The sequence below is a fragment of the Micromonospora sp. CNZ297 genome, assembly GCF_007827625.1.
In genome coordinates this window covers 38,187-51,568 of the sequence record NZ_VISU01000018.1, presented here as the reverse complement: position 1 = coordinate 51,568, position 13,382 = coordinate 38,187, and the positions used below count along the sequence as shown (strand labels likewise).

Below are 13,382 nucleotides of genomic sequence, written 5' to 3'. Positions count from 1 at the left end.
GGCGTGTCGCCGGTGATTACGTACGTGTCTAACGATCGGCGCGCAGGACAGGCACCAGCGCGGCGCCCAGGGCGGCTGGATCATGACGGGGCGTGCCGTCCAGGACGGCGACGGGAGCGAGGACCAGCCGGGCACCCAGCGATTCTGCCGCACGTTCGACCGCCGCGGGATCACCCACCGCCGTGGAGTCGGCGAGCACCCGGTCCACCTTCAACTCGGGCAGATAGCGCCGCAGTGTGTCCAGATGGTCGGGCAGGGAGAGCCCCGAGGTCTCCTTCTCGGCCACCAGGTTGAGCGTCACCAGCCGCCGCGCCGGGCTGGACACGATCGCGTCGGCCAGCCCCGGCACCAGCAGGTGCGGCAGCACACTCGTGTACCAGCTGCCCGGCCCGAAGATCAGCCAGTCCGCGGCGCGTACCGCTGTCACCGCCTCGGCGCACGCGGCCGGCGCCGACGGGTTGAGCCGCAGCGACTCGACGGTGCCCGGGGTGACCGCGACCTGGTGCTGGCCGCGCACCGTGGACACCTCGTCCGGGTGCTCCGGGTCGGCGCCGCGGACCCGGGCCTCGATGCCCACCGGCTGGCGGGACATCGGCAGCACCCGCCCCACCGCGCCGAGCATCGCCCCGGCGTGGTCGAGCGCGGCCACCGGGTCGCCGAGCAGCTCGGTGAGCCCGTGCAGCAGCAGGTTGCCGACCGCGTGGCCGGCGAGCGAGTCGCCGACCGCGACCGGCACCGGCGCGGCCGGCGTCGGCGCCTGCGGCACGGCGGCGGCGAAGCGGTGCTGGAACAACGCCGCGCTGCGCCGGGTGGCCGGATGGTCACCGGCCAGCGCGACGAGCGCCTGCCGCAGGTCGCCCGGCGGCAGGCCGCCGCGCTCGGCGCGCAACCGGCCGCTGGAGCCGCCGTCGTCACCGACGGTGACCACCGCGGTGATGTCCAGGTCCAGTTCGGGTACGCAGTGACGCAGCGCCCGCAGCGACGCCGAGAGCCCGTGCCCGCCGCCGAAGGCGACCACCCTGGTCAGGGTCACTCCCGCCCCAGGTCCCGGTGCTGGGCGTTGGCGGCGATGCCGGAGTGGCGCAGCCGGGAGGCCAGCTCCTCGGCGATGGCCACGCTGCGGTGCTTGCCGCCGGTGCAGCCGACCGCCACGGTCAGGTAGCGCTTGCCCTCCCGCTCGAACCCGGCGGTGGTGGCGTTGACCAGGTCGGCGTACCCGGCCACGAACGCGTCGGCGCCCTCCTGGCCCAGCACGTACGCGCTGACCGCCTCCTCGCGGCCGGTGTGCTCGCGCAGCTCCGGCACCCAGTACGGGTTCGGCAGGAACCGGGCGTCCATCACGAAGTCGGCGTCCGGCGGCAGGCCGTACTTGAAGCCGAACGAGATCACGGTGATCCGCAGCCGGCGGGCGTCCTCGCCGCCGAACAGCTCCTCGACCCGGCGGCGCAACTGGTTCACGTTCAGGTGGCTGGTGTCGATGATCACGTCGGCCTGCTCGCGGGCCTCCTCCAGCAGCGCCCGCTCGACAGCGATGCCGTCGGCCAGCCGCCCGTCGCCCTGCAACGGGTGCGAGCGGCGCACGCTCTCGAACCGCCGGATCAGCACCTCGTCGTCGGCGTCGACGAAGACCACCCGGGGCTGGAAGCCGCGCTCACGCAGCTCACGGATCGCCCCGGCCAGGTCGGTGGAGAACGCGCGCGAGCGCACGTCCAGCACCATCGCCGTACGCCGGGCCGCGCCACCGGCCTTGAACGCCAGCTCGGCCATGTCCAGCAGCAGCGCCTGCGGCAGGTTGTCGACCACGTAGTAGCCGACGTTCTCCAGCGCCCGCGCCACGGTGCTGCGCCCGCCGCCGGACAGGCCGGTCACCACCACCAGGGAGGTGTCCGACTCGGCCGGCGCCGGTCGCACCGGCGTCGTCTCCGCCTCGGTCGGCCCCAGGTCACCCGCTGTACGCGCCTCGCTCACCCGCTACCCCCAGCCGTGGCGCCGCGGCCCGGTCGGCCGCGCATGGTCAATCAGCGACTCTAACGGCTGCGACCCGGCCCGGGATTCCACGGGGTGACGACCGGAACAAGTCGCCGCGCTCGTGACGGCTCGCCGGGACGGTCGGTGTCGGGGGACGCTCGTAGACTGCGCGGATGGTCTCCCCCACCGACGAGCGGACCACCTCCCCACCGGCCGGCGACGCGCTCGACGTGTTGCGCCGGGTCTTCGGGTACGACGCCTTCCGCGGCTTCCAGCAGGAGGTCGTCGAGCACGTGGTGACAGGCGGCGACGCGCTGGTGCTCATGCCCACCGGTGGCGGCAAGTCGCTGTGCTACCAGATCCCCGCGCTGGTCCGCGACGGTGTGGCGGTGGTCGTCTCCCCCCTTATCGCGCTCATGCAGGACCAGGTCGACGCCCTGACGGCGGTCGGCGTCCGGGCCGGGTTCCTCAACTCGACCCAGGATCCCGCGCAGCGGCGCCGGGTCGAGGCGGCCTACCTCGCCGGCGAGCTGGACCTGCTCTACCTCGCCCCGGAAGGGCTCGCGGTGCGGTCCACGCTCGGCCTGCTGGAACGCGGCCGGATCGCGTTGTTCGCGATCGACGAGGCGCACTGCGTCTCGCAGTGGGGGCACGACTTCCGCCCCGACTACCTCAACCTGTCGATGCTGCACGAACGCTGGCCGGACGTGCCGCGGATCGCGCTGACCGCCACCGCGACGCAGGCGACCCGCACCGAGATCGCCACCCGGCTGCGGCTCACCGAGGCCCGGCACTTCGTGGCCAGCTTCGACCGGCCCAACATCCAGTACCGCATCGTGCCCAAGCGGGAGCCGCGCCGCCAGCTGCTCAGCCTGCTGCGCGACGAGCACTCCGGCGACGCCGGCATCGTCTACTGCCTGTCCCGCGCCTCGGTGGAGAAGACCGCCGAGTTCCTGGTCGCCAACGGCATCCCCGCGCTGCCGTACCACGCCGGGCTGGACGCCTCGACCCGCGCCGCCAACCAGCAGCGTTTCCTGCGCGAGGACGGTCTGGTCATGGTCGCCACCATCGCGTTCGGCATGGGCATCGACAAGCCCGACGTGCGCTTCGTCGCCCACCTGGACCTGCCGAAGTCGGTGGAGGGCTACTACCAGGAGACCGGCCGCGCCGGGCGCGACGGGCTGCCGTCCACGGCCTGGCTGGCGTACGGGCTCCAGGACGTCGTGCAGCAGCGCAAGATGATCGAGACGTCGGAGGGCGACCTGGCGCACCGGCGCAACCTCGCCGCCCACCTGGACGCCATGCTGGCGCTCTGCGAGACGGTCCGCTGCCGCCGCGCCCAACTGCTCGAATACTTCGGCGAGACCGGCGTGGCCGACTGCGGCAACTGCGACACCTGCCTCGAACCACCGGAGTCCTGGGACGGCACCGTCGCCGCGCAGAAGCTGCTGTCCACCGTCTTCCGGCTCGACCGCGAGCGCAACCAGCGGTTCGGCGCCGGGCACAGCATCGACATCCTGCTCGGCAAGCACACCGACAAGATCGACCAGTACGGCCACGACGCGCTCAGCACGTTCGGCATCGGCACCGAGCTGCGCGAGGCCGAGTGGCGTGGGGTGGTGCGGCAACTGCTGGCCGAGGGTCTGCTCGCGGTCGAGGGCGACTACGGCACGCTGGCGCTGACCGAGGCCAGCGCGGACGTGCTCGGCCGCCGCCGTACCGTCACGCTGCGCAAGGAGCCCGAGCGCCCGGCCGCCGGCCGGTCCGCCAAACCCCGGGGCGCTGCCACCGTCGTCGCCGACCTGTCCCCCGCCGCCGCGCCGGTCTTTGAGCGGCTCCGCGCGTGGCGCGCGGCCACCGCCAAGGAGCAGGGCGTCCCAGCGTACGTCATCTTCCACGACGCGACCCTGCGGCAGATCGCCGCCGAGCCGCCCACCTCCCTCGCCGAGTTGTCCCGGTTCAACGGGGTCGGCGAGAACAAGCTCGCCAAGTACGGCGAGGCGATCCTGGCCGTCCTCGCCGAGTCCTGACGCACGCACGGAAGGGCCCGACCCCGTGGTGGGGGTCGGGCCCTTCCGGTGTGCTGTGGCCTCGCTGGGGTTCACGCGGTGGTGCTCTGGTCCGTGAGGTCGTGCTGGCCGCGTTGGCTGCGTTTTCTTGCTCTGCAGCCATCGGCGCGGCGGTGTTGCTTAGCTGGTGCTGTAGCCGCGGGTGGCGATCCAGTCGGCGAGGTTGTCGATGTTCATGCGGTAGGTGGCGGTGGTGGGGTCGGCGCTGTCGGCGATGGTGACGGTGTTGCCGTTGTCGCGGTAGCCGATGACGCTGATGTAGTGGCCGCCTTCGAATGAGTGGGTGGTGCCGTCGGTGTCGGTGGCGGTGCCGGCGATGTTGGCGACCACGGCCCGGCCGGCGTCGACGGTCTTGACGATGTCGGCGCGCAGGGTGTCGGTCTGCTTGTCGTCGGCCTTGGGGGTGCTGATCTCGACCGACTTGTAGGCGTCCTTGGTGCCGGTCTCCTTGTTCAGTACGGGGGTGATGTCGTTGATGCTGTTGGTGCCGGCCTCGGTGGTGCCCATCTCCTTGGCCATGGTGTGTACGTCGATGTTCTTGCCCTGCACGCTCAGGGCGTTGCGGGCGGCGGCGGGGCCGCAGAAGTAGAAGTTGGGCTGGGCTTCGTAGCGGACGTCGAGTTCCCGCTCGCCGTGGCCCTTGCGGTCCGCCACCACGCTGGTGCTGGTGGTGGGGGCGGCGTGGGCGGCGATCGCGGGGCCGGCGATGCCTCCGGCGGTGGCGGCGATACCGGCAGCGGTCAGAACGGTCTTGCGCAGCAGAGTGGTAGCCATGATGGTTGCCTCCCTGAAGTGGGGGATGACGCGGCGGGGGATGCCGCGAAAGGGGGGAAAGTCTTGGGGGGCCCGTCGAAACCGGGCTGGCGCGCGGGCGACCCTGGGGGCCTGCTCCGCGGCTCGGGGATGTAACGACGACCGGGCCGGGCCGATTCCCTGACCTGGCGATCCGCTCCCGGGTGCCGGGCGGGCCGGTGTCCGGCGCTCGACCCGGTTCCTCGGCGGTCAGCCATGTACAACGCCCCGCGCCGCCCACCGATTCCACGCTGACGATGGCACCGACCACAGCCCCGACCATCGCAGCGAACCGGACACCGCCTACCAAACCCACCAGCCGGGGAGGGGATCCGCGAGATCACGGGCCCCAGCAACAAGATCCACCCCTGCCGCGCGCGATCTTGCACTTTGGTGCCGGACATGCCTCGCGAAACGGGCATCCCACGGGCCCAAAGTGCAAGATCGCGGAGGAAGGCGGGGCCGGGGCCGGAACGGGGGCGGAGGGCGGGGGGCGGGGGGCGGGGGGTCACCCGCCCTCGCGTGGCGACACAACCCGCACCGAACCACCTACGGAACCCTCCCAGGAAGCGGGACGATGCTTCCGCCCATCGGGACCAGCACCGTCGGTGGAACGTCATGGGTGTCAAATGCGGGCGGAGACACCCATGGTGTTCCACTCGGGCGTTGCCGGCGGGCCGGACAACGGGCGCGAGCAGGAACGGGCAGGAGCGGGGAACGGGTCAGGGGCGGGGGGCGGCTTCGGTGGTGGTGGTGGTGGAGCCGTCCAGCGCGGCCAGGATCGCCTCGGCCGTACGCCGGCCCACCCCGGGCACCTCGGTGATCTCCTCCACGGTGGCGGACGACAGCCGCTTCAGTGAGCCGAAGTGCCGCAGCAGCGCCTTGCGGCGTACCTCGCCGAGGCCGGGGACGTTGTCCAGCGCCGACTCGGTCATCCGCTTGGAGCGCCGCTGCCTGTGGAACGTGATGGCGAAGCGGTGGGCCTCGTCGCGGACCCGTTGCAGCAGGTAGAGCGCCTCGGAGGTGCGCGGCAGGATCACCGGGAACTCGTCGTCGGGCAGCCAGACCTCCTCCAGCCGCTTCGCCAGCCCGCACAGCGCCACGTCGTCGATGCCCAGCTCGGCGAGCGCCTTCGCGGCGGCGGCGACCTGGGGCGGACCACCGTCGACCACGACGAGCTGCGGTGGGTACGCGAACTTGCGCGGCCGCCCGGTGGTCGGGTCGATGCCGGGCCGGTCGGGGTCGGAGGCGGTCTCCTCGCCCAGCTCACCGGTCTCGGCGCGAGCGTCGAGGTAGCGGGCGAAGCGCCGCCGCAGCACCCCGGACATGGCCGACAGGTCGTCGGTGGCGCCGCGCACGATGAACCGGCGGTATTCGCTCTTGCGGGGCAGCCCGTCCTCGAACACGACCATGCTGGCGACCACGTCGGTGCCCTGGATCTGGGACACGTCGAAGCACTCGATGCGCAGCGGTGAGGTGTTCATGGCGAGCGCGTCGGCGATCTCGTCGAGCGCCTGGCTGCGGGTCGTCAGGTCACCGGCCCGCTTGAGCTTGTGCCGGGCCAGCGCGTCCCTGGCGTTGCGCTCGACGGTCTCCAGCAGCGACCGCTTGTCGCCGCGCTGCGGCACCCGCAGCGACACCCGGCTGCCCCGGCGGGCGGTGAGCCAGTCGGCGAGCGCGTCGGCGTCGCCCGGTAGCTCGGGGACGAGCAGCTCGCGGGGCACGTCGGCCTCGCCCTGCTCGCCGCCGTACACCTGGGTGCAGAAGTGGTGCACGAGGTCGCCGGTGGTCAGCTCCTCGGTCTTCTCCACCACCCAGCCGCGCTGGCCGCGCACCCGGCCGCCGCGGACGTGGAAGACCTGCACGGCGGCTTCGAGCGGGTCGTCGGCGAACGCGACCACGTCGGCGTCGGTGCCGTCGCCGAGCACCACCGTCTGCTTCTCCATCGCCCGGCGCAGCGCCGCGACGTCGTCGCGCAGCCGGGCGGCCCGCTCGAACTCCAGCTGCTCGCTGGCGTCGAGCATCTCCTTCTCCAGCCGCCGGACCATGCTGTCGGTGCGGCCGGCCATGAAGTCGCAGAAGCCGTCGACGATCTCCCGGTGCTGTTCTGCGGTGACGCTGCCGACGCACGGCGCCGAGCACTTGCCGATGTAGCCGAGCAGGCAGGGCCGGCCGACCTGGCCGGCCCGCTTGAACACCCCGGACGAGCAGGTCCGCGCCGGGAAGACCCGCAGCAGCAGGTCGAGCGTCTCGCGGATGGCCCAGGCGTGGGAGTACGGCCCGAAGTAGCGCACACCCTTGCGCTTCACGCCGCGCATCACCTGCAACCGGGGGTATTCCTCGTCGAGCGTGACCGCGAGGTAGGGGTACGACTTGTCGTCGCGGTAGCGGACGTTGAACCGGGGGTCGTACTGCTTGATCCAGGTGTATTCCTGCTGGAGCGCCTCGACCTCGGTGGCGACGGTGATCCAGTCGACCGACTCGGCGGTGAACACCATCTGCCGGGTGCGCTGGTGCAGGCCGACCGGGTCGGCGAAGTAGGAGTTGAGCCGGCTGCGCAGGTTGCGCGCCTTGCCGACGTAGATCACCCGGCCGGTGCCGTCGCGGAAGCGGTAGACCCCTGGCGACTCCGGGATGGTGCCGGGCGCGGGACGGTAGGTCGAGGGGTCAGCCACGGCGTCAAGCCTAGTCCGCACCCCTGACACGCGACCGTCACCGCGCCCCCGCCGACGACCGGCCGGCGGGGGCGCGGAACGGGTCAGGCCAGCGTGATCTGGTCGCCGTCGACCTTGATCTCCTTCGCCGCGAGCGGCTTGGTGGCCGGGCCGCCCTTGACCGAGCCGTCGACGATCGAGAACCGGCTGTTGTGGCACGTGCAGTTGATCGTGCCGCCGTCGACGTTCGACACCGGGCAGCGCTGGTGCGTGCAGATCGGGTCGAACGCCTTGAACTGGCCGGCCTCGGGCTGGGTGATCACCACGCCCTGGCTGGCGAAGACGGCGCCGCCGCCCACCGGGATGTCCGAGGTGCGCGCCAGCGCGCTGCCGCCGTCCCGGTCGCCGCCGCCGGCGTCGCCGGTCGCGGTGGCACCGGGCGGGCCGCCGCTGGTCGGTGCGAGGCCCGGGGACGCGTCGTCGTCGCTGCCGCAGCCCGCGAGCACCACGGCCGCGCCGATCGCTCCGGCTCCGGTGAGCAGGGTACGGCGGCTCTGGGTGACCGGTCGGGTCAGCGCCTGATCATCACTCATATCCGGCCTTTCTCTCGGCTTACTGCGGAAACACGCACCAGCGTGGGGCACGGTTCATACTGGCGCGTCACAGACCGGGCACCGACGGCCCGGCCTGCGAAAACGCGTACCGGATGGGTCAGCGCGCCCCGGCGGGGACCTTGCGGGTCCGCGTCTTGGCGCTGCCGTTGGCCTTGGCCGCCCGGGTGGTGGCCGCCTTGGCGCCCTTGGCCTCGCCGTCGAGCTTGAGGATCGGCCGCAGGAACTGCCCGGTGTGGCTCTCCGGCACCTCGGCGACCTCCTCCGGCGTGCCGGTGGCGAGCACGGTGCCGCCCCGGTGGCCGCCCTCGGGGCCCATGTCGATGAGCCAGTCGGCCGTCTTGATCACGTCGAGGTTGTGCTCGATGGTGATGACCGTGTTGCCCTTGTCGACCAGGCCCTCCAGCACCATCAGCAGCTTGCGGATGTCCTCGAAGTGCAGGCCGGTGGTGGGCTCGTCGAGCACGTAGACGGTGCGGCCGGTGGAGCGCTTCTGGAGTTCGGAGGCGAGCTTGACGCGCTGCGCCTCACCGCCGGACAGCGTCGGAGCGGGCTGGCCGAGGCGGACGTAGCCGAGGCCGACGTCGACGAGCGTCCTGAGGTGCCGGTGGATGGCCGGGATGGCGGAGAAGAACTCGGCCGCCTCCTCGATCGGCATGTCCAGCACCTCGGCGACCGTCTTGCCCTTGTAGTGCACCTCGAGCGTCTCGCGGTTGTAGCGCGCGCCCTTGCACACCTCGCAGGGGACGTAGACGTCCGGCAGGAAGTTCATCTCGATCTTGATCGTGCCGTCACCGGAGCACGCCTCGCAGCGCCCGCCCTTGACATTGAACGAGAACCGGCCCGGGCCGTACCCCCGGACCTTGGCCTCGGTGGTCTCGGCGAACAGCTTGCGGATGTGGTCCCAGACACCGGTGTACGTGGCGGGGTTGGAGCGCGGCGTCCGCCCGATCGGCGACTGGTCCACGCCGACGACCTTGTCCACGTTCTCCAGGCCGGTGATCCGGGTGTGCCGGCCGGGCACCAGCCGGGCGCCGTTGATCTGGTTGGCGAGCACGGTGTAGAGGATGTCGTTGACGAGCGTCGACTTGCCCGAGCCGCTGACGCCGGTGACCGCGATGAGCTGGCCGAGCGGGAAGCTCACGGTGAGGTTGCGCAGGTTGTGCTCGCGCGCGCCGTGCACCACCAGCTCGCGCCCCGGGGTCTGCGGCCGGCGGGCGGCCGGCGTCGGGATGGCCTTCCGCCCGGCCAGGTACGCCCCGGTGACCGACTCGGTGTTGTCCAGCAGCGCCGGCACCGACCCGCTGTGCACGATCTTGCCGCCGTGCTCGCCCGCGCCCGGGCCGATGTCGACGATCCAGTCCGCCACCCGGATGGTGTCCTCGTCGTGCTCGACCACGATCAGCGTGTTGCCCAGGCCGCGCAGCCGCAGCAGCGTCTCGATGAGCCGGTGGTTGTCGCGCTGGTGCAGGCCGATCGACGGCTCGTCGAGCACGTAGAGCACGCCGACCAGGCCGGAGCCGATCTGGGTGGCCAGCCGGATGCGCTGGGCCTCACCGCCGGAGAGCGTGCCGGCCGGGCGGTCCAGCGAGAGGTAGTCCAGACCGACGTCGAGCAGGAACTTCAGCCGGGCGTTGATCTCCTTGAGGACCCGCTCGGCGATCATCTTCTGCCGGTCGGTCAGCTCGATGCCGGCGAGCAGGTCGGCCGCCTCGCCGACGGAGAGGTTGCAGACCTCGGCGATGCTCTTGCCCGCCAGGGTGACCGCGAGCACCTCCGGCTTGAGCCGGGTGCCGCCGCAGGCCGCGCAGGGCACGTCCCGCATGTAGCCCTCGTACTTGTCCCGGGACCACTCCGACTCGGTGTCGGTGTGCCGCCGCTCGATCCACTGCACCACGCCCTCGAAGCCGGTGTAGTAGGAGCGCTCGCGGCCGTACTTGTTGCGGTAGCGCACGTGCACCTGGTCGTCGGAGCCGTGCAGGATCGTCTTCTGCGCCCGCGACGGCAGCGCCCGCCACGGGGTGTCGATGTCGAAGTGCTCGGCCTCGCCGAGCGCCTCCAGCAGCCGCAGGAAGTATTCGAGGTTGTGGCCGGTGGCCCAGGGCTGGATCGCGCCCTCGCGCAGCGTGCGCTCCGGGTCGGGGATGACCAGCTCGGGGTCCACCTCCTTCTTGGTGCCGAGGCCGGTGCACTCCGGGCAGGCGCCGTACGGGGCGTTGAAGGAGAAGACGCGGGGTTCCAGATCCTCGATCGCGAGGGGGTGGTCGTTCGGGCAGGCCAGGTGCTCGGAGTAGCGGCGCTCCCGGGCCGGGTCGTCCTCCGGCAGGTCGACGAAGTCGAGCAGCACCAGGCCGCCGGACAGGCCGAGCGCGGCCTCGACCGAGTCGGTCAGCCGTTGCTTGGCACTCGGCTTGACGCTGAGCCGGTCGATCACCACCTCGATGGTGTGCTTCTCCTGCTTCTTGAGCTTCGGCGGCTCGGTCAGCGGGTGCACCACGCCGTCGACCCGGGCGCGGGCGTAGCCCTTGGCCTGGAGTTCGGCGAACAGGTCGACGTACTCGCCCTTGCGGCCGCGCACCACCGGCGCGAGCACCAGGAACCGGGTGCCCTCGGCCATGGCCAGGACGCGGTCGACGATCTGCTGCGGGCTCTGCTTGGAGATCCGCTCGCCGCAGATCGGGCAGTGCGGCTCGCCGATGCGGGCGAACAGCAGGCGGAGGTAGTCGTAGACCTCGGTGATCGTGCCGACGGTGGAGCGCGGGTTGCGCGAGGTGGACTTCTGGTCGATGGAGACGGCGGGACTGAGGCCCTCGATGAAGTCGACGTCGGGCTTGTCCATCTGGCCGAGGAACTGCCGGGCGTACGACGACAGCGACTCGACGTAGCGGCGCTGGCCCTCGGCGAAGATGGTGTCGAACGCCAGGCTCGACTTGCCCGAACCGGAGAGCCCGGTGAAGACGATCAGGGCGTCCCGGGGCAGGTCGAGACTGACGTCACGCAGGTTGTGCTCGCGCGCGCCACGGATGATCAGTCGGTCGGCCACGGTGCGTGTGCTCCCGGAAGAAGAATATGAGGCGGATCTGTGCACCAGACGCCGGGTCTGGGTGGTTTTCACAGGTTGTCGGGCGCAGAAAAGACGCCTCGGCAACTCTAGCCCCGACGTATGACAACTTCCGTCGCGCGAACATTCCCCCAGCTCAGGCCGGTCGGGCGGGAACCACGCAGGTCCACCCGACCGGCCCGGGCCGGCTCAGAATGCCCCTGGTGCGGGCGGGGTCGCCGGACGTCCGGTGCGTCGCCGCCCGCCCCGCCATCCGCCCCGCCGTTCGGCCGCCAGCCGGGCCGCGCGGCGACCGCCCTCGTGCTCGATCTCCCGCTGCAACCGGCGCCAGCTCTCCCAGCGGCGCACCGGCAGCTCGCCGTCGTCCATCGCGGCCCGCACCGCGCAGCCCGGCTCGGCGTCGTGGGCGCAGTCGGCGTACCGGCAGCCGGCCGCCAGCTCGGTGATGTCGGCGAACGCCCGGTCCAGGCCGGCCGCGCCGTCGAGCAGGCCGACCGCCCGTACGCCCGGGGTGTCCACCACCGCTCCCCCACCCGGCAGCGGCACCAGCGACCGCCAGGTGGTGGTGTGCCGGCCCTTGCCGTCGACCCGGCGGATCGCCTGGGTGCGCATCACGTCCGCCCCGGCCAGCGCGTTGACCAGGCTCGACTTGCCGGCGCCGGAAGGGCCGAGCAGGCCGAGCGTGCGCCCCGGGGCGACGTGCCTGCGCAGCGGCGCCAGGCCGGTGCCCCGCTCCGCGCTGACCGGCAGCACCGGCACCCCCGGCGCGAGGTCGGCCAGTTGCCGGGCCACCGCCGCCGGGTCGGCGGCCAGGTCGGCCTTGGTGAGCACGACGAGCGGCTCCGCCCCGGATTCGTGCACCAGGGAGAGCAGCCGTTCGATCCGCGCGGCGTCCGGTTCCGGGTGCACCGGCTCGACCACCGCGGCGGCGTCGAGGTTGGCGGCCAGCACCTGGCCGCTGGCGTCCTTGCCCGCGGTACGCCGCACCAGCGCGGTACGCCGCGGCAGCACCGCCTCCACCGTGACCGGGCCGTCCGGCCAGGTGGACAGCAGCACCCAGTCACCCGCGCAGGGCAGCGCGGTCAGGTCGCGGGCGGCGGCGGACAGCACGCCGCCGCCGAGGCTGGCCCGCACCGGCCCCTGCGGGCACAGCACGGTGCAGACGCCCCGGTCCACCCGGGCGACCCGCCCGGGACGGTGGCCGGCGCGCCGGTCGAGACGGGCCGCCCAGCCGGCGTCCCAGCCGAGGGCGGTCAGATCGAGAGTCATGGTGTCCTCATCGGTGTCGAGGGGAGGTACGGCGGAACACACGCGCTGCGACCGGCATGCGCACCACCTCCCCTCCGACTCCCGGTGCCGCGTACTCGACGACGTGGAGCCCGGCGCGTCCGGCGCCGGCCCTATGTCGTCGGCCCCGACGGTAGGTGGCACGCCGACGCGCCGAAAGCGATTTCCCCCCGGGCACGGCCCGGTCCGGCCCGCTAGGGTCGGACGGGTGAGAACGCGATGACCGCCGACCCCCTGCTGCTGACCGGCCCGCTGGCCGAGGCGAACGACCGGCTGCTGCGTACCGTGTCCGGTCTGACCGCCGCGGACGTCGCGGCGCCCTCGCTGCTGCCGGGCTGGACCCGCGCGCACGTGCTCACCCACCTGGCCCGCAACGCCGACGGGTTCGTCAACCTGCTCACCTCGGCACGCACCGGCGAGGAGATCCCGATGTACGCCTCGGCGCAGGCCCGCGCCGACGCCATCGACGCCGGCGCCGACCGCGGCCCGGCCGACCTGCTGGACGACGTACGCCGCAGCGGCCAGCGCTTCGACGCGGCGGTCGCGGCGATGCCCGTGGACGCCTGGGGCGCCACGGTGCAGACCCGGCGCGGCCCGTGGCCGGCGGCGATGCTGGTCTGGGGGCGGCTGCGCGAGGTCGAGGTGCACCACGTCGACCTGGCGGCCGGTTACCGGCCCGCGGACTGGCCGGAGGCGTTCGCCCAGCGGCTGCTGCACGAGGTGGTGACCGGGCTGGCCGGCAACCCGGCCGCACCGGCCATGGTGCTGCGTTTCGACGGCGCGGCGTCCGAACTCGTCGTGGGTGACCCGGAGGGGGCGCCCACGGTCACCGGCCCCGCGCCGGAACTCGCCGCCTGGCTGACCGGCCGGGGCGCGGGCGAGCTGCTCACCGTCGAACCCGACGGCCCCCTGCCGAACCCACCGGAATGGATCTGAACAT

The 13,382-nt window shown here is 72.6% G+C and carries 9 protein-coding genes; 2 read left to right on the top strand and 7 right to left on the bottom strand.

Annotated features, from left to right (window positions below; genetic code table 11):
• Positions 1-28: 28 nt before the first annotated feature.
• Positions 29-1,033 carry a gluconeogenesis factor YvcK family protein gene (locus FB454_RS25905; RefSeq protein WP_013287468.1) on the bottom strand — a complete coding sequence of 335 codons (1,005 nt, stop codon included), beginning with the start codon at positions 1,031-1,033 and terminating at the stop codon, positions 29-31.
• Positions 1,030-1,941: an RNase adapter RapZ gene (gene rapZ, locus FB454_RS25900; RefSeq protein WP_221488539.1), complete on the bottom strand. Its 912-nt coding sequence runs from the start codon at positions 1,939-1,941 to the stop codon at positions 1,030-1,032. The genes FB454_RS25905 and rapZ overlap by 4 nt, the downstream gene beginning before the upstream one ends.
• A 200-nt stretch (positions 1,942-2,141) precedes the next feature.
• Between rapZ and recQ the strand changes: the two genes are divergently transcribed.
• Positions 2,142-3,998: a DNA helicase RecQ gene (gene recQ / locus FB454_RS25895; protein WP_123111159.1), complete on the top strand. Its 1,857-nt coding sequence runs from the start codon at positions 2,142-2,144 to the stop codon at positions 3,996-3,998.
• Positions 3,999-4,157: 159 nt separating this feature from the next.
• On the opposite strand, the gene FB454_RS25890 is transcribed toward recQ, so the two are convergent.
• From FB454_RS25890 to rsgA, 5 genes are all read right to left on the bottom strand, one after another.
• Positions 4,158-4,811 carry a C39 family peptidase gene (locus tag FB454_RS25890; RefSeq protein ID WP_145823676.1) on the bottom strand — a complete coding sequence of 218 codons (654 nt, stop codon included), beginning with the start codon at positions 4,809-4,811 and terminating at the stop codon, positions 4,158-4,160.
• A gap of 740 nt (positions 4,812-5,551) precedes the next feature.
• Positions 5,552-7,504, bottom strand: coding sequence for an excinuclease ABC subunit UvrC (gene uvrC, locus FB454_RS25885; RefSeq protein WP_145823675.1), 1,953 nt, complete (start codon positions 7,502-7,504; stop codon positions 5,552-5,554).
• Between the two features lie 83 nt (positions 7,505-7,587).
• A complete protein-coding gene (locus FB454_RS25880; protein ID WP_013287473.1) occupies positions 7,588-8,076 on the bottom strand; it encodes a Rieske (2Fe-2S) protein in 489 nt (162 codons plus the stop codon).
• A gap of 118 nt (positions 8,077-8,194) precedes the next feature.
• Entirely contained in the window at positions 8,195-11,137 is a 2,943-nt protein-coding gene (uvrA, locus tag FB454_RS25875) for an excinuclease ABC subunit UvrA (protein ID WP_145823674.1), read from the bottom strand.
• 207 nt (positions 11,138-11,344) lie between these two features.
• Positions 11,345-12,424 carry a ribosome small subunit-dependent GTPase A gene (gene rsgA / locus FB454_RS25870; protein ID WP_145823673.1) on the bottom strand — a complete coding sequence of 360 codons (1,080 nt, stop codon included), beginning with the start codon at positions 12,422-12,424 and terminating at the stop codon, positions 11,345-11,347.
• Between the two features lie 237 nt (positions 12,425-12,661).
• Between rsgA and FB454_RS25865 the strand changes: the two genes are divergently transcribed.
• Positions 12,662-13,378 carry a maleylpyruvate isomerase family mycothiol-dependent enzyme gene (locus FB454_RS25865; protein ID WP_013475870.1) on the top strand — a complete coding sequence of 239 codons (717 nt, stop codon included), beginning with the start codon at positions 12,662-12,664 and terminating at the stop codon, positions 13,376-13,378.
• Positions 13,379-13,382 lie beyond the last annotated feature (4 nt).

Excerpts from the sequence above, each read along its gene's own strand:
- recQ (WP_123111159.1), top strand. The coding sequence starts at position 2,142 with ATGGTCTCCCCCACCGACGAGCGGACCACCTCCCCACCGGCCGGCGAC.
- FB454_RS25880 (WP_013287473.1), bottom strand. The coding sequence starts at position 8,076 with ATGAGTGATGATCAGGCGCTGACCCGACCGGTCACCCAGAGCCGCCGT.
- FB454_RS25865 (WP_013475870.1), top strand. The coding sequence starts at position 12,662 with ATGACCGCCGACCCCCTGCTGCTGACCGGCCCGCTGGCCGAGGCGAAC.
- rsgA (WP_145823673.1), bottom strand. The coding sequence starts at position 12,424 with ATGACTCTCGATCTGACCGCCCTCGGCTGGGACGCCGGCTGGGCGGCC.
- FB454_RS25890 (WP_145823676.1), bottom strand. The coding sequence starts at position 4,811 with ATGGCTACCACTCTGCTGCGCAAGACCGTTCTGACCGCTGCCGGTATC.